Source organism: Paraburkholderia sp. SUR17 (assembly GCF_029536165.1).
GTDB classification, from domain to species: Bacteria; Pseudomonadota; Gammaproteobacteria; order Burkholderiales; family Burkholderiaceae; genus Paraburkholderia; species Paraburkholderia kururiensis.
The window spans coordinates 214,492-229,138 of the sequence record NZ_CP120508.1; the positions used below are offsets into that span (position 1 = coordinate 214,492).

General features: G+C 66.4%; 15 protein-coding genes. 7 read left to right on the forward strand and 8 right to left on the reverse strand.

Features of this window, described 5'->3' with window-relative positions; genetic code table 11:
• Nucleotides 1-31 precede the first annotated feature (31 nt).
• From P2869_RS00945 to P2869_RS00965, 5 genes are all read right to left on the reverse strand, one after another.
• Nucleotides 32-1,138, reverse strand: a complete 1,107-nt coding sequence (locus P2869_RS00945) for a homocysteine S-methyltransferase family protein (protein WP_233411719.1) — start codon at nt 1,136-1,138, stop codon at nt 32-34.
• A 222-nt stretch (nt 1,139-1,360) separates the two neighbouring features.
• Nucleotides 1,361-1,618 (reverse strand): DUF3567 domain-containing protein, encoded by a 258-nt coding sequence (locus P2869_RS00950; RefSeq protein WP_017772551.1) that lies wholly within the window; start codon nt 1,616-1,618, stop codon nt 1,361-1,363.
• Nucleotides 1,619-1,735: 117 nt separating this feature from the next.
• Nucleotides 1,736-2,524 (reverse strand): 3-oxoadipate enol-lactonase, encoded by a 789-nt coding sequence (pcaD, locus tag P2869_RS00955; protein ID WP_126879210.1) that lies wholly within the window; start codon nt 2,522-2,524, stop codon nt 1,736-1,738.
• 262 nt (nt 2,525-2,786) lie between these two features.
• Nucleotides 2,787-4,184: a DUF3108 domain-containing protein gene (locus P2869_RS00960; RefSeq protein ID WP_277597219.1), complete on the reverse strand. Its 1,398-nt coding sequence runs from the start codon at nt 4,182-4,184 to the stop codon at nt 2,787-2,789.
• Nucleotides 4,185-4,496: 312 nt separating this feature from the next.
• Nucleotides 4,497-5,417, reverse strand: a complete 921-nt coding sequence (locus tag P2869_RS00965; RefSeq protein WP_277597220.1) for an IclR family transcriptional regulator — start codon at nt 5,415-5,417, stop codon at nt 4,497-4,499.
• Nucleotides 5,418-5,511: 94 nt separating this feature from the next.
• Between P2869_RS00965 and P2869_RS00970 the strand changes: the two genes are divergently transcribed.
• The 5 genes from P2869_RS00970 (at nt 5,512) to rfaE2 (ending at nt 10,341) form a co-directional block, all read left to right on the forward strand.
• The gene (locus P2869_RS00970) at nt 5,512-6,504 is read left to right on the forward strand and encodes a fumarylacetoacetate hydrolase family protein (protein ID WP_277597221.1); all 993 of its coding nucleotides are present in this window, start codon (nt 5,512-5,514) and stop codon (nt 6,502-6,504) included.
• 98 nt (nt 6,505-6,602) lie between these two features.
• Nucleotides 6,603-7,427, forward strand: coding sequence for an enoyl-CoA hydratase/isomerase family protein (locus tag P2869_RS00975; protein WP_017772557.1), 825 nt, complete (start codon nt 6,603-6,605; stop codon nt 7,425-7,427).
• Nucleotides 7,428-7,598: 171 nt separating this feature from the next.
• Complete coding sequence (locus P2869_RS00980) at nt 7,599-8,351, forward strand: PhaM family polyhydroxyalkanoate granule multifunctional regulatory protein (RefSeq protein ID WP_277597222.1); 753 nt, start codon at nt 7,599-7,601, stop codon at nt 8,349-8,351.
• Between the two features lie 583 nt (nt 8,352-8,934).
• The gene (locus P2869_RS00985; RefSeq protein WP_199542780.1) at nt 8,935-9,819 is read left to right on the forward strand and encodes a ferritin-like domain-containing protein; all 885 of its coding nucleotides are present in this window, start codon (nt 8,935-8,937) and stop codon (nt 9,817-9,819) included.
• A gap of 39 nt (nt 9,820-9,858) precedes the next feature.
• On the forward strand, nt 9,859-10,341 hold the full coding sequence (gene rfaE2, locus P2869_RS00990; RefSeq protein ID WP_017772560.1) for a D-glycero-beta-D-manno-heptose 1-phosphate adenylyltransferase: 483 nt from the start codon (nt 9,859-9,861) through the stop codon (nt 10,339-10,341).
• Nucleotides 10,342-10,424: 83 nt separating this feature from the next.
• Here rfaE2 and P2869_RS00995 read toward each other — a convergent pair whose 3' ends face one another.
• The 3 genes from P2869_RS00995 to P2869_RS01005 all read right to left on the reverse strand — a co-directional run bounded on the left by P2869_RS00995 (nt 10,425) and on the right by P2869_RS01005 (nt 12,495).
• A complete protein-coding gene (locus P2869_RS00995) occupies nt 10,425-10,664 on the reverse strand; it encodes a hypothetical protein (protein ID WP_017772561.1) in 240 nt (79 codons plus the stop codon).
• A gap of 158 nt (nt 10,665-10,822) precedes the next feature.
• Nucleotides 10,823-11,593 (reverse strand): type III pantothenate kinase, encoded by a 771-nt coding sequence (locus P2869_RS01000; protein ID WP_017772562.1) that lies wholly within the window; start codon nt 11,591-11,593, stop codon nt 10,823-10,825.
• Nucleotides 11,590-12,495: a biotin--[acetyl-CoA-carboxylase] ligase gene (locus tag P2869_RS01005; protein ID WP_277597223.1), complete on the reverse strand. Its 906-nt coding sequence runs from the start codon at nt 12,493-12,495 to the stop codon at nt 11,590-11,592. The genes P2869_RS01000 and P2869_RS01005 overlap by 4 nt, the downstream gene beginning before the upstream one ends.
• A gap of 103 nt (nt 12,496-12,598) precedes the next feature.
• Here P2869_RS01005 and P2869_RS01010 point away from each other — a divergent pair, with 103 nt between their 5' ends.
• Together P2869_RS01010 and P2869_RS01015 are read left to right on the forward strand one after the other, a co-directional pair.
• Nucleotides 12,599-13,732 carry an ABC transporter permease gene (locus P2869_RS01010; RefSeq protein ID WP_017772564.1) on the forward strand — a complete coding sequence of 378 codons (1,134 nt, stop codon included), beginning with the start codon at nt 12,599-12,601 and terminating at the stop codon, nt 13,730-13,732.
• Entirely contained in the window at nt 13,729-14,607 is an 879-nt protein-coding gene (locus P2869_RS01015; protein ID WP_017772565.1) for an ATP-binding cassette domain-containing protein, read from the forward strand. Before P2869_RS01010 ends, P2869_RS01015 begins: the two co-directional genes overlap by 4 nt.
• The last annotated feature ends 40 nt before the right edge of the window (nt 14,608-14,647 follow it).

Genomic DNA, 14,647 nt, shown 5'->3' on the forward strand with positions numbered 1-14,647 from the left:
GGGTGGCGTCTTGTCAGGTAACGCGTAGGGGTCACGCCGCGTCGCGATATTGGCCCGGCCAGCGGCGCGGCTTCACGTCGGCGAGCGCCTTGGCGATGGCGGCGATGTGCTCGGGCGTCGTGCCGCAGCAGCCGCCCGCGATGTTGACGAGGCCCGCCTGCGCGAATTCCTTGAGGAGCCCCGACGTGTCGGCCGGCGTTTCGTCGAAGCCCGTATCGCTCATCGGATTGGGCAGGCCCGCGTTCGGGTAGCACGACACGTAGGTGTCGCAGAGCTTCGAGAGTTCGGCGATATACGGACGCATCAGCGCCGCGCCCAGCGCGCAGTTCAGGCCGAACGTGAGCGGCCGCGCGTGACGCAGCGAGTTCCAGAAGGCTTCCACCGTCTGGCCGGAGAGGATGCGGCCCGAGGCGTCTGTGACGGTGCCCGAGATCATGATGGGCAGGCGCTCGCCGGTGTCGTCGAACAGCTGGTCGAGTGCGAAGAGCGCGGCTTTGGCGTTCAGCGTGTCGAAGATCGTTTCCACGAGGAACAGATCGACGCCGCCGTCCAGCAGCGCCTGCGCCTGCTCGTAGTACGCGGTGCGCAGTTCTTCGAAGGTGACGTTGCGCGCGCCGGGGTCGTTGACGTCGGGCGAGATGCTCGCTGTCTTCGGCGTCGGTCCGATTGCGCCCGCGACGAAGCGTGGCTTGTCGGGCGTCGAGTACTTGTCGCAGGCCGCACGCGCCAGTTTTGCCGACGCGAGGTTCATTTCGGCTGCGAGGTTTTCCATGCCGTAATCGGCCTGGGCGACCTTCGTTGCGCCAAACGTATTGGTTTCGATGATGTCCGCGCCCGCGGCCAGATACTGCTCGTGAATCTCGCTGATGATGGCCGGCTGCGTGATCGACAGCAGTTCGTTGTTGCCCTTGATGTCGCGCGGATAGTCTTTGAAGCGTTCGCCGCGATAGGCTGCTTCGTCGAGCTTGTAGCGCTGGATCATGGTGCCCATCGCGCCATCGAGAATCAGGATGCGCGACGCGAGCAGGGCGGGCAGGGCCGCGCCGCGCGTGTACGGTGCGTCCTGGCGGGCCACGGCGGCAGGGCGGGTTGCGGCGTTCGTGGCTGCATTCGAAGCGGCAGAAGCGGGCTGGTTCATGGCGGACTCGGAGTCGGAATCGGGCGTTCGAAGGCGCATTTTCGCGCGGACATTGCGCGCGAACTTCGGGAAACTAGAGATTGTAGCGGCAGCCGCGGCGGCTTGCCGCACAGCGGCGGCCAAGGCCCGGCAAGCGCTGGAAAAAGGAAACCCCCATCCGCGCACAGGCGGATGGGGGTTTCCGGGGCGGTCGCACGCCGTGCCGGCGCGTGCGATGCCTTGTCAGTGGAGGATGACGGGCTGCAGCATCAGGCTGTCGAACTGGCCGAGGAATTCGTCGACTTCGTCCAGCGACGGTTCGCCTTCAATCAGCTTCTGCACGTGCTCGCGAAACTGTGCCGCCATTTCGCCGTCGATGAAGATTTCGCGCCGCGCGTTCTTGTCGACGATCTCATAGCCGCCTGCCTTCATGGCGAGGTGACCGTCCTGCGGCGGAAACTCGACGACGCAATAGTTAGGGCTGTTGTAGATCATTTGCATGGCGACACTCCTCTTTCTGTGCTCCTGGCGTTTTTGCCTCACCCCGTAAGTGGAGCGCCCGCTGTGCAATTCAAGGGGAGGCCCAGACTGCCGCGTAAAAATTTCCACTTCTGAATCTTAGACCCTTGTCTCAAGAAACGTTTCCAGCAAGGCTGCAAATCGGTGGGATTGCTCGATGGGCGCGAGATGGGCCGCTTCCAGCACCTCGAAACGGGCGCCCGGGATCGCGCCTGCCATGGCTTGCGTTGCCGCAGGCGGCGTGCCCGGGTCATAGCGGCCCGCCACAGCGAGCGTCGGGATGCGGATGTCGCCCAGTCGCGCGTGCACGTCGAAGTCGCGCAACGCTTCGCAGGCGAAGGCGTAGCTTTGCGCAGACGTTTGCGTCATGACCTCGCGTATCTGCTCGACGACTTCCGGGTGCGCCCGCCGGAAGTCCGCCGTGAGCCACCGTTCGAGCGTCGCGGGCACGAGCCCCGCGACGCCTTCCCGGCGCACCGTGGCGGCGCGTTCGTCCCACAGCGCGCGGTTTTCGGGCGGCGTGCGGCTTAGCGTGTCCGCAAGCGTCAGTGTTTCGACCTTCGACGGGTAATCGAGCGCGAAGTGCTGAGCCGTCATGCCGCCCAGCGAGAGGCCGACCAGGTGCGTGGACGGGGCGCCGAGCGCATCGAGCAGCGCGGCCAGGTCGGCGGCGAGATCCGCGACGCTGAAGGGCTCGTCTGGCACCGCCGATGCGCCGTGCCCGCGCAGGTCGTAGCGCAGCACGGTGTAGTCGTCGCGAAAATAGCCGGCGAGTTGATCCCACACCGAGAGGTCGCCGCCCAGTTGATGCACGAACGTGAGCCATGGGCCGCCGCCTTCGTTGTCCAGCACGTAGCGCGTTTCTATGCCGTTGATCGTCACTTGCATGCTTTGCTCCGTCACGTATGAACGATGAAAGGAACCGCCTGTGAACGCCATTATCGTGGCGACGCGTGAAGCGTGCTGGGCCGCTCCGATGCTCCGCCCGCCGGGCTTCAGTGTGGTGCGAGGGGTTCTGGCGCGAGAAGGTTCCTCGCGCGTTCGAGGGATTGCTCGGTCTGGCACACGACTCGCGGCGCGGGTTGCGTTGAGCGGGCGAGGAGGCGGGTGGCAGTGCGCGTTGAGGATGCTCGTTGCGCGAGCGTGTCGCTCAGGGTTTTGCGCTGCTATTCGTGGTGGCTGGCGATATGGGCGACGGCGGAGCGGTCGGCGCAGGCTGCGTGGCTTGCGCGGGGTCGGGCGGCAACGCGTTCTGTGCCGCTGCCGGCTGCCCAGCGTCGGGCTGGGACTGGCTGGAGGTTGCGCCGGGCGACGTGCCCTCGTCGTCCGGTTGTGCCGACGCTCCTGCCGGTGTATCGGCCGCGCTGCCTGCCCCGCCCGTTGGTGCTGCATCCACGGACGGCGCCTTCGCGTTGCCATGCCACACCAACTCGATCTCGCTGCCGTTCGGCTCGGTCTGCATGAGCCGCGCGGGCAGCCAGCCCAGCGACGGCGCAAGCCACACGTCGATTCGCCGCCGATCCCCCTCATGGCGCGGCAGGCGCATGAAGTGCCGCGCGGTCACGAAGCCCTGCGCCGTGCGAATGGTCTCGTCTCCGATTGTTTCGATAGGCCAGGTTTCGCCGCTGTCGTTGTCGGCGACGTAGAACTCGCGGGTGACACCGGGCTTGTAGGCGTCGGGGTCACCGCGCACGAGGCTTGCCAGCTGCATCACCATGCTGAAGCGGTCCTGCGCGCCGTCCGGCAACGCCAGCGAGTTGGGCGTGCGCGTAAAGACGATCTGCTTCTGCTCGCGGTTGAAGACGGTGACGTCTTCGGGCCGGCGGCCGCGCTGCTCGATGTATTGGTCCGGCGCGAGTCCGAACGCGTCCACGTGGCCGTGGCTCGTCCAGCGAAACGTGCCGACGAACGGCAGCGGCACGGCAATCACCATTTCGTAGTGTTGGCCGTCGCTCGTCCAGTGCAGGGTGCCGGTCTGGTTGCGCACGCCGTTGTAGAAGGTGTCGTACTGAAGGTCGCCCGAGGGCGGAACAGAGAACTTCACGCCGCTCGATGCCGCCGCGCCGTTGGCTGCCGCACTGGATGCGGCGCCCGCGTTTATGCCCGCGCCTGCCGCGGACGCGGATGCCACAGCGGGAGACGATGCGGCTCCGGGCGCTGTGGCTGTTTCTGGCGCCTTCTCCGCGGCCGGGGCCGTTCGCCGCGCCGGCTGTGCACTCTGTGAGCGGACGGCGGTAAGCACATGCTCGCTTCGTCGACGCTGCGTTGCCTGGGCCTTCGCCGGCGCGGCGGGTGTCGCTCCCTTCGCTGGGGAGCCGGCCGGAGCCTGCTCCACGCGCTCGGGCTTGAGCAGTTGCACCTGCACCGGTACGCGCTGCGTTTCCGGCGCAATGAACGTATCGCGGTTACGTTCCACCCATTGCGCGGCGATCCAGTGCAGCGCGCTCACAACGGCAAGCGCCGCCAGCCAGCGCCACGGACGACGCGCGCGGGCGCGGGCGGTGGCAGTGAGAGAGGCGGAGCCTTGAGCGACGGATGGGGACGACATCGAAACGGTCTGTGGCTGCGGGTGCGAAAACGTAAAAGTGGCGAACTTGCTGCAGGTGGACGGTGTGGCAATGAGCGAGCCGCGGCGCAACGTACCGGCGCGATGGGCGGCTGCGCTCGCGGATACGGTTTGGTCTGGCTTGCCGATCCACGAGGGAATTCCCGGGGTAGTGATCCCGTCCGGCGGAAAACCGTTCGACCGCGACGCCGCGAGCCGTGTTCCCCCGGACGATGCCGCCGCATGTGAGCCGAATCCTGTACCGCGGCCGCTACAGCTGGCTATTCGTCACATCAGGCTCTCGTGCCGCTCACGCTACGCTCTCGCCGTCGGACTATATCCGAGCTCGTATGAAATCTTCTGTGCGCACTCGCGCAGCGCCGTGTACACCGCACCGTTCCAGCCGATGTCGAACGACCCTTCGTGGCCTAGCGCGATCAGCCCGAGCGCGAGGTCGCCAGCCGAGTCGAACACGGGCGTGCAGAACGCGTGGATGGTCGGCAGCAGCATGCCTTCCACTCGCGCGCCTTCATGTGCGCGTACTTCGGCGAGCACCCGTTCGACGTCTTCTGGCGTGCGCGGCGCGCCGGCATGCGACGAATGCCGCGCGTCGGCCAGTTCGCGCGCGATCATCGCCTCGGTCTTGCTGCGCGGCAGATACGCGGCGAACAGCAGACCGGTGGCGGAGCTGAGCAACGGCATCACGTCGCCGAGCTTGAGCGCCGCTTTGGCCGGATGGGTCGACTCCATCCAGTGCACGACGGTCGGCCCCTGGTTGCCCCACACTGCGATGCCCACCGTGATGTCCAGCGCGTCCCGCAGTTCGGCGAGGGCGAGTCGCGCAAGCTTCACGCCGTCCACGCGCGCGAGCCTCGCGAGTCCCAGTTGCAGCGCGAAGCCGCCCAGCTCGTAGCGTCCGGAGAGCGGGTCCTGCGCTACCACGCCCAGACGCTGAAAGCTCACGAGGTAGCGATGCGCCTTGGCCGGGCTCATACCCGCGCGCTGCGCGAGGTCGCGCAGCATCATGGCGCGCGGTTCGCGCGTGAGCACGTCGAGCAGGCGGAAGCCGACTTCGATGGACTGAATGCCGGAGCGCAGCTTTTCTTCGCCGGGCTCGGCGCTCTCTTCGCCGGCGAGGTCCGCTGCGTCCAGTTCGTGGGCCGACTCGTCGCGGGCAGTGTCGTCAGGAGATACGGCAGACATGCGAAGCTTGCCGGAGCGGGCAGGTGATGTCATCTAGCTTGATGGAATAGGCCGCGAGGCCAGGTGGGGCGGACCGGTTCACCATCGTAGAATACATTCCTTCTATCGTCATCCCAATTGCCCGCCTATGAAACTCGCCACGCTGAAGGACGGCACCCGCGACGGCCAGCTGATCGTCGTCTCTCGCGACCTGCAAACCGCCGCGATTGCCGACGCGATTGCGCCCACGCTGCAGCGCGCGCTCGACGACTGGGCCTTCTACGCGCCGCAGCTGCGTGACCTGTACGACCAGCTCAACCATGGTCGCGCGCGCCATTCCTTCGCGTTCAACGCGAAAGACTGCATGGCGCCGCTGCCGCGCGCCTTCCAGTGGGCAGACGGTTCGGCCTACGTGAATCACGTCGAACTCGTACGCCGTGCGCGCGGCGCCGAAATGCCCCCGGAGTTCTGGACCGATCCGCTAATGTACCAGGGCGGCAGCGACGATTTCATTGGCCCGACCGACGATATCGTGTGCGCGTCCGAGGCCTATGGCATCGACTTCGAAGCCGAGGTCGCGGTGATCACGTCCGACGTGCCGATGGGCGCGACGCCCGAGCAGGCGCTCAAGGGCGTGCGGCTCGTTACGCTTGCCAACGACGTGTCGCTGCGCAACCTGATTCCCGCCGAACTCGCGAAGGGCTTCGGCTTTTTCCAGAGCAAGCCTGCCACGGCGTTTGCGCCTCTCGCCGTCACGCCTGACGAACTGGGCGAGCACTGGCGCGAGGGGCGCCTGCATCGGCCGATGATCGTCCACTGGAACGGCCGCAAGGTGGGGCAGCCCGACGCCGGCACCGACATGGTGTTTCATTTCGGGCAACTGATCGCACACGCGGCGAAGACGCGCAACGTGCGCGCCGGGTCCATCGTCGGCTCGGGCACGGTATCGAACAAGGACGCGAAGCGCGGCTACTGCTGCATCGCCGAGAAGCGGTGCCTGGAAACCATCGAGCACGGCGCGCCCAGCACCGAATTCATGAAGTTCGGCGACAGCGTGAAGATCGAAATGTTCGACGAAGCGGGCAAGTCGATTTTCGGCGCGATCGATCAGGCCGTGGCGCCGCTCGAAGGCGCGGCCTGAGCGTTGCCGGCGCGAGGCGCGCCGCGGTTTCGGCATAGTTGTGTGCCGTGTGGATGCTCACGGTGCCACACACGAATAGAACCAGCGAGGAGACAGCCATGAACGATCCGTTCTATGCCAACTATCACGCGCTGCAGGTGAGGCGCCACGCGCATGGCATCGTCGAAGTCGTGATGAGCGGCGCGGGAGCGAACCGCAGCGCGCTCGCCACTGCAGACGCGCAGATGCACCGCGAACTCGCCGACATCTGGCGCGACATCGACCGCGATCCCGATGCGCGCGTTGCGCTGATTCGCGGCGAAGGCAAGGGCTTTTCGGCGGGCGGCGACCTGCAACTCGTGGAAGACATGGCCACGCATTTCGACGTGCGGGCGCGGGTCTGGCGCGAGGCCCGTGACCTCGTCTACAACGTGATTAATTGCAGCAAGCCCGTCGTGTCGGCCATGCATGGGCCGGCAGTCGGTGCCGGTCTGGTGGCCGGATTGCTCGCCGATATTTCGATTGCGTCGAAGACGGCACGCATCATCGACGGACACACCCGGCTCGGCGTGGCGGCAGGCGACCATGCGGCCATCGTCTGGCCGCTTTTGTGCGGTATGGCGAAGGCGAAGTACTACCTGCTGCTCTGCGAACCGGTGAGCGGCGAGGAAGCGGAGCGCATCGGGCTCGTGTCGCTCGCCGTGGACGAGAACGACCTTGTGCCGAAGGCTTTCGAGGTGGCAAGGCGCCTTGCGGATGGGTCACAGACCGCCATCCGCTGGACGAAGTACGCGCTCAATAACTGGCTGCGCTCAGCGGGGCCGGCATTCGATACGTCGCTCGCGCTCGAGTTCATGGGCTTCTCCGGGCCCGACGTGCGCGAAGGCGTTCAGTCGCTGCGCGAGCGGCGTTCGCCAGATTTCCCGGGCGGCGATCCGTTCTGACCGAGCCTCGCGTGATGGTGTTCTGACGTTGCACGCGGGTCGCTCACGGCAGTGCTCAGGGCTAACCCAGTTCGTTGCGGCGCGAGGCGGCGCTGTATGATCGGAGCAATATCGACACGCCGCGCGCTATATGAGGTCCGCCGCGTTCAACCCCCACGTGAGGAGACACGCATGACCGACCAACCAGGTTCCATCCCGCCCTTCCCGGGTTTCCCCGGCTTTCCTCCGGCGGAGATGCTCGACCGGATGTGGGACATGATGCGTCTCACGCCCTTCGGCAGCGCTTTCCCCGGCATGCAGCCCGGTGCCGCGCAAGGGTTGGGACCCTCGCTCTCGATGATGTCCGACATGCTTGCGCCGCTCACGAGCGTCGAAGAACTCGACAAGCGCATTACCGACATGCGCGCCGTCGAGCAGTGGCTGAAGCTGAACCTCAACATGCTGCAATCGGCCATCCAGGCGCTCGAAGTGCAGCGCGCGACACTCGCTACGTTGCGTGCGTTCGGCGCATTTGCGCAGTCGCAGATGACCGAGCCCGCCAGTCCCAAGCCCACGGACGAGGGACCGCGCGGCCGCGCCGCAGCAGGCGACGCACCGCCGCGCGAAGCGGGCGTCGCGTCCGAAGACGCAGAAAGCGCTGAAGGGTCGGGAGACGCCCAGCAAGCCGCGCCGCCTACATTCGACCCCACTGCCTGGTGGAATCTGCTGCAGTCCCAGTTCAACCAGCTCGCGCAGTTCGCCGTGGCGCAACCGGCTGGAGCGGGCACGGCGAGCGGGAGCGACGGCGGCCCCGGTAGCGCTGCGGCTGGCGCCGAGCCGGGGGCGAAGCACACAGCCACGAAACGGCCGTCGCAGACGAAGGGTTCGACCGCTGCCGGCGCAGGGCGCACAGCGAAGAAGTCGTCGTCGAACAAGCCGGAATGACGTTTGCCGATGTTCGCCGTGCGGCGGGCGGGGCGTCATCCGCCATGCCGCGTGGGTCGAGCAACACGTTGCGCGGCGCCCGGACGGGCGCGCCGTTTGCTCACGCGTGGTCATCGACGTTTACTTGATGCGTTATTGAGATACGTCAAGGTTTATCTGCGTATATGTGCGGAAATGCAGCGCCCGGCTCATAGTAGTGCGCGTTTTTCGGGCCGGAAGGGCTGGGAGGGGCCGGCGTGCTATCATGCCGAACGCTTTGCGGCCCGCTGGCGCAAGCCGGAACGGCTGTTCCGGTGGCCGGCGCAAGGGCCGGTCCGGGTGGCAGCGTCCGCCCGGCAACGCGGTGCACTGGCACCGCTCGCGGCACGGATTGAAGGAACGGGCCCGTCCCTACCCACGGCCGTCATGCCGCACAACATTCCGGTAATCGCACGCACACGGAGAACCGCGGGCACTTCGTCGCCCGACGGAGATTCTGGGTGCCCGATTACCGCGTAAAATTAAATGCTTCGCTCGACAGCGCAGAGGTGCGCGGGCGCGGCACGAAGTCAAAAGTCGTCAAGCGCTGAACAGGGGCGGGACTATGAACACGATGCTTTATCCGGAACTTTACAAATCGCTCGAATCGGTCCGATGGGACATGGAGAAGGACATTCCGTGGGACAAGTTCGACGCATCGCTCCTCACCGACGAGCAGGCCCGTACGATCAAGATGAATGCGATCACCGAGTGGTCTGCATTGCCGGCAACGGAGATGTTCCTGCGCGATAACCATCACGACAGCGATTTCTCGGCCTTCATGAGTGTGTGGTTCTTCGAGGAGCAGAAGCATTCGCTGGTGCTGATGGAATACCTGCGTCGCTTCAAGCCGGAACTCGTGCCGACCGAGGAAGAACTGCACGCGGTGCGCTTCGAGTTCGACCCGGCGCCGCCGCTCGAAACCCTGATGCTGCACTTCTGCGGCGAAATTCGCCTCAATCACTGGTATCGGCGCGCTGCCGAATGGCACACCGAGCCGGTCATCAAGCACATCTACGAAACCATCTCGCGCGACGAAGCCCGCCACGGCGGCGCCTATCTGCGTTACATGAAGAAGGCGCTCACCAACTGCGGCGATGTGGCGCGCGCCGCGTTCGCGAAGATCGGCGTGCTGATGGCTTCGGCGCGTCGCACCGAGAAGCCGCTGCACCCCACGAACCTGCACGTCAATCAGTCGCTGTTCCCGCGCGACACGGTGCAGTCGCGCCTGCCTGACCCGGAATGGCTCGAGCGCTGGCTCGACGAGCAGATTCGCTTCGACGATGGTTGGGAGAAGAAGGTTGTCGAACGTATCCTGCACAACCTCTCGATTCTCTTCGAGCGCACGTTCAACACGGCGCAGGAACTGAACCGCTATCGCAAGGAAGTGACGGTGCGGCTGCAGGCTTCGGGCCAGGATCCGTCCGCGCACCACCAGCAGCCGGCCTGACGCGCCGGCCTGACGCGATTACGCAACGCTGGCTGCCCCATGACCGCTGCCTTCGAACGCAAGATCGTCACGCGTGAGGCGCTCGCAGAGCGCCGCGCGTCGCTGCCCGGCCCCGTCGTGTTCACGAACGGGGTCTTCGATATCCTCCATCGCGGTCACGTCACCTATCTTGCCGACGCGAAGGCGCTGGGCGCGTGCCTGATTGTCGGCGTGAACAGCGATGCCTCGGTGCGCATGCTGGGCAAGGGCGACGACCGCCCCATCAACGCCGAAGACGACCGCATGGCGCTGCTTGCGGCGCTCGAAAGCGTGGACTGGGTGGTTCGCTTCGACGAGCGCACGCCGGTTTCGCTCATCGAAGCGTTGCGTCCCGATGTGCTCGTGAAGGGCGGCGATTACGACATGGACGTGTTGCCCGAATCGGCGCTCGTTCGTGGCTGGGGCGGGCGGGCGCTCGCCATTCCTTTCGAGCATGATCGCTCGACCACGAAGCTCCTGAAGAAGGTGCGCAGCCTCGGCTGATGAGACGACGAAGCCGCCGTAGAAACGGCGGCTTGAGTCTTGCGTCGCTCGGTTGCCGGTGCGCGCCAACGAACCGCGCGCGACTACTGCGTCAACTCCGAACTCTTTACCGCGGGCATCGGCACCGGGCCGCCGACAATCGTCGCGTCCGCCGATTCCGCCGGCGATATGGGCCGCACCTTCAGCCAGTCGGGATGGACCTCACGGTTCAGATGACCGGGCTCGCGTGGACCGGAGGCCGGCGTCGGCCCGAATGCCCCGCTGATCGCCGCAAACGCGAGCAGGTTCGCGAGCAAAAGAATGGCGATGAGCCATCGCAGCATCGTCGTTTCTCCTTAAAGACGGCTTCGTTCCTTATTCGCCGATTTCCTGGCAATTTCCCGGCAACGTCCCACCGAGCACAAGCAGGACCTCAGCCAAATCCGGGGCAACTTTGAAGCACCCAGGCCTGGCACACCACCCACCTGTCAGCCTCGCCCCATCAGCCGCACTCGGCGGCAATTAACGCGAGCCCGGCCAGCACCAGCGTGTCGTGGCGAGTATGCGGCACCTTGAGCGCCGCTGTCACTTCGTCGGCCGCTCCGCCGCCCAGCACGAGCCGCACCGGCACCTGCCATTCGTCGCGCAGTTCGGTCCACATCCGCTCGATCAGTGCGGCCTGTGCGAGCGCGCAGCCTGCGCTGATGGAACGGTGAGTGTCCGTGGCGAAGAACGGTTCGGGCCGCGCCGTCGATGTCAGCAGGTCGCGCGCTTCGCCGGCTTCGATGGTGGGCAGGTGCGCGGTCCGCTCGCCGAGCGAGCGCATCATCAGCGACCACCCCGGCGCAATCAATCCGCCCACAAACGTGCCGTCTGCACGGAGCGCTTCGAGTGTGGTGGCCGTGCCGAACGTCGCGATCAGCAGATGCTCGCCGGGAAAGGCGGCGTGTGCGCCGATCAGCCCGGCCCAGCGGTCGCTGCCCAGCGCGCCGGGCGCAGCGTAGCGGTTCGTCACGCCGCACTGGTGCGCGGTCGCGCGAATCGTCGTGCGCGGCAAGCCCGGCCATCGTGCGTCGAGCCATGTGTCGATGCGTTCGGCCACCGCATCGCCCGCAACGTTTGAAATCCAGGCGCTCGCCGGTGGCGGCAGGCCTGCCCAGTCAGGCTCGTCGGACGACGAACCCGCATACGCGTGTGCACCGCCGACGTCGGCCATTGCCCACTTGAGCCGGCTGTTGCCGGCGTCGATGAGCAGGAACGGCGCGCCGCTCATGCGCCGCCCTCCGTGAGCCGCAGCGAGACGTCTCCGGTCGCGATGGCGCGTCGTCCGGTGGGCGTATCGAGCAGCAGTTGTCCGCGTTCGTCCACGCCCGTCGCCACGCCGCGTGCCACTTCCACGCCTTGTTCGATCAGCATGACTTCGCGGCCCGCGTAGGCATGACACGCGTTCCAGCGCGGCTGGAACGGGGCGAATCCGCTTGCGGCAAAGCGTTGCAACGCCGGTTCGAGCGCGTTGAGTTCGGCGGCGAGCGTATCCGTGAGATTGGCGTTCGGCAGCGCCCGCGCAAGCGCCGTCGGCGCAGTGCCGCGCACCTGGGCCGGTGCGCCGGCGTTCAGTTCGCCCACCTTTGCCGCGAGTTCGTCCGCGCCCTTCACGTTGGTGCCGATGCCGATCACGACCGCGCTCGCGTCTTCCGTGCTCCACGCGGTTTCAATCAGGATGCCTGCGAGTTTGTCGCCTTCGAGCAGCACGTCGTTGGGCCACTTCAGCGCGATCTGCCCGGGACCGGCAACCGGCAGGGAACGCAGCCCGTCTACGAGCGCCACCCCAATGGCGAGGCTCAAGCCCGCGAGCCCTTCGAGCGGTCGCGGCATTACGCACGCAATGGAAAACAGCAGTGCGTTGCCCGGCTCGGCGTACCAGGGCCGGCCACGGCGGCCGCGGCCGGCTGTCTGCAAATAAGCGACGCGCACGATGGGCCGCGCGAGCGCGCCCGCGTCGCGTGGCAGCGCCTTCAGGCGGGCCATGAGGTCGGCGTTGGTGGAGCCGGTTTCCTCGACGATTTCGAGCGGCCAGTCGAGCGCGGCGGGCCCGAACAGCGTGACGGCGCGATCGCGGTCGATGCGCCAGTCGTCGGACGAACCGGCTGCGGAGAGAGAAGGGGGAACGTTCATGGCCCGTATTGTAGCGACGGCATGGGCTGTACATGTCGCAGCCGCCAAACGGGGAGCGTTCGTTACAATGCTGCTGTCTTCATTCCGGCGGATCCAGCGACCCTTGAATTACGACACGCCACCCGGCCTCGAGATCGCGGCCGGCACCCAGGGCAAGATCGTCCGGCTGTCCGGGCAATGGACGGCGCTCGCGCTCGCGCGCGACCGGGCCCGCGGCGGGGTGACCATGCGGCTGCGCAAGCTGGCCGCGGAGCCGGTGGATCACTGGGATCTGTCGCACATCGAACACATGGACCACGTGGGCGGTCAGGCGCTCTGGCATATCTGGGGCCGCCGCTTTCCGCACGAACTGGTGGCGCTCACCGATACGCAGCGCGAAATATTCGACCGCATCGTGCTGCTCGACGCCGCCCGCGAGCCGCCGGAACCGGTGGTGCGGCTAGATCCGTTCACGCGCCTCGGCTTCGCCATCTTCACGTTCCTCGAGCATCTCTATGGCGGCCTCGTGATGCTGGGCCGCGTGGTGCTCGATCTGTTCTCGATTGCACGCAATCCGAGGATCACGCCGTGGACCGAGATATCAGCGAACGTTTACAACGCCGGCACGAGGGCGTTGCCCATCACCGCGCTCGTGGCGTTCCTGATCGGCATCGTGCTGTCGTACCTCTCGGCGCAGCAACTGCGCATCTTCGGTGCGAACCAGTACATCGTGAACATTCTCGGGCTCTCGGTGATTCGCGAGCTGGGTCCTGTGCTTTCCGCGATTCTCGTGGCGGGCCGGTCGGGTTCCGCGATCACGGCGCAGATCGGCGTGATGCGCGTGACCGAGGAACTGGACGCCATGCGCGTGATGGGCATTCCGCACGGGCTGCGCCTGATCCTGCCGCGCGTGGTGGCGCTCGGTATCGCGATGCCGCTGCTCGTCATGTGGACGAACATCATCGCGCTCTTCGGTGGGGCGCTTGCCGCGAAGCTCGTGCTCGGCATCGACCTTTCGTATTTCGCGCGTTCGCTGCCCGGCGTGGTGCCCATTGCGAACCTCTGGATCGGCCTTGGCAAAGGCGTGGCGTTCGGCATGCTGATCGCGCTCGTGGGCTGCCACTTCGGCTTCAGGATCAAGGCGAATTCGCAGAGCCTGGGCGAAGGCACGACGACGTCCGTTGTGAGTTCGATCACGATCGTGATTCTTGCTGACGCCGTGTTCGCGATCATGTTCCAGAACGTGGGGCTGGGATGAGTACGCCGCTCAAGGAAGCCGTGCGCGGCCGACCGCTGCCTGCCATCGCCGAAACGGTGATCGAGGTGCGCGACCTCACCAAGCGGTATGGGCGCAACATCGTTCACCAGCATCTGGATTTCGACGTGCGCCGCGGCGAGATCGTGGCGGTGGTGGGCGGCTCCGGGTCGGGCAAGACCACGCTCGTGCGGCAGATTCTCGGGCTCGAGCGGCAGTCGTCCGGCACCATCAAGGTATTCGGCGAAGATACGTCGACGCTCGACGAGAATACCGCCCTCATGATGCGCAGCCGGATGGGCATGCTGTTCCAGCACGGCGCGCTGTTTTCGTCGCTCAACGTGTTCGACAACGTCGCGCAGCCGCTGCGCGAGCTCGGCAAGATCCCGGACGAACTGCTGCGCGACATCGTGATGCTCAAGCTCGAAATGGTGGGGCTGCCGTGCAAGCACGCATCGAAGATGCCGGCGGCGCTTTCGGGCGGCATGGTCAAGCGCGTGGGGATCGCGCGCGCCATCGCGCTCGAACCCGAAATGCTGTTTCTCGACGAACCCACCGCGGGGCTCGATCCTCAGGCCTCCGACGAATTCGTGGAACTGATCAGCACGCTGCATCGGGCGCTCGGCCTCACCGTCGTGATGGTGACGCACGACCTGGACACCATGGTCGCGCTGTCCACGCGCGTGGCCGTGCTGGCGGACCGCAAGGTGCTGGTGGCGGCGCCGGTGGAAGAGGCGGCAGGCGTCGATCATCCGTTTATCCGCGAGTATTTTCTGGGCCTGCGCGGACGCCGCGCACTACAGGCGCTGCCGCCCGACCGGCGCGCGAAGCTGCCGCCAGCCGCGCTCGAGCCGGCGCCGGCCGAAATTCACCTATGAGCGCGGGAGGACGGCAGGCGGCTCAGCGCCCGAATGCCGC

Bases quoted from the DNA above. Each gene is read 5' to 3' on its own strand.
- P2869_RS00945 (WP_233411719.1), bottom strand. From the start codon at position 1,138: ATGAACCAGCCCGCTTCTGCCGCTTCGAATGCAGCCACGAACGCCGCA.
- P2869_RS00950 (WP_017772551.1), bottom strand. From the start codon at position 1,618: ATGCAAATGATCTACAACAGCCCTAACTATTGCGTCGTCGAGTTTCCG.
- pcaD (WP_126879210.1), bottom strand. From the start codon at position 2,524: ATGCAAGTGACGATCAACGGCATAGAAACGCGCTACGTGCTGGACAAC.
- P2869_RS00960 (WP_277597219.1), bottom strand. From the start codon at position 4,184: ATGTCGTCCCCATCCGTCGCTCAAGGCTCCGCCTCTCTCACTGCCACC.
- P2869_RS00965 (WP_277597220.1), bottom strand. From the start codon at position 5,417: ATGACATCACCTGCCCGCTCCGGCAAGCTTCGCATGTCTGCCGTATCT.
- P2869_RS00970 (WP_277597221.1), top strand. From the start codon at position 5,512: ATGAAACTCGCCACGCTGAAGGACGGCACCCGCGACGGCCAGCTGATC.
- P2869_RS00975 (WP_017772557.1), top strand. From the start codon at position 6,603: ATGAACGATCCGTTCTATGCCAACTATCACGCGCTGCAGGTGAGGCGC.
- P2869_RS00980 (WP_277597222.1), top strand. From the start codon at position 7,599: ATGACCGACCAACCAGGTTCCATCCCGCCCTTCCCGGGTTTCCCCGGC.
- P2869_RS00985 (WP_199542780.1), top strand. From the start codon at position 8,935: ATGAACACGATGCTTTATCCGGAACTTTACAAATCGCTCGAATCGGTC.
- rfaE2 (WP_017772560.1), top strand. From the start codon at position 9,859: ATGACCGCTGCCTTCGAACGCAAGATCGTCACGCGTGAGGCGCTCGCA.
- P2869_RS00995 (WP_017772561.1), bottom strand. From the start codon at position 10,664: ATGCTGCGATGGCTCATCGCCATTCTTTTGCTCGCGAACCTGCTCGCG.
- P2869_RS01000 (WP_017772562.1), bottom strand. From the start codon at position 11,593: ATGAGCGGCGCGCCGTTCCTGCTCATCGACGCCGGCAACAGCCGGCTC.
- P2869_RS01005 (WP_277597223.1), bottom strand. From the start codon at position 12,495: ATGAACGTTCCCCCTTCTCTCTCCGCAGCCGGTTCGTCCGACGACTGG.
- P2869_RS01015 (WP_017772565.1), top strand. From the start codon at position 13,729: ATGAGTACGCCGCTCAAGGAAGCCGTGCGCGGCCGACCGCTGCCTGCC.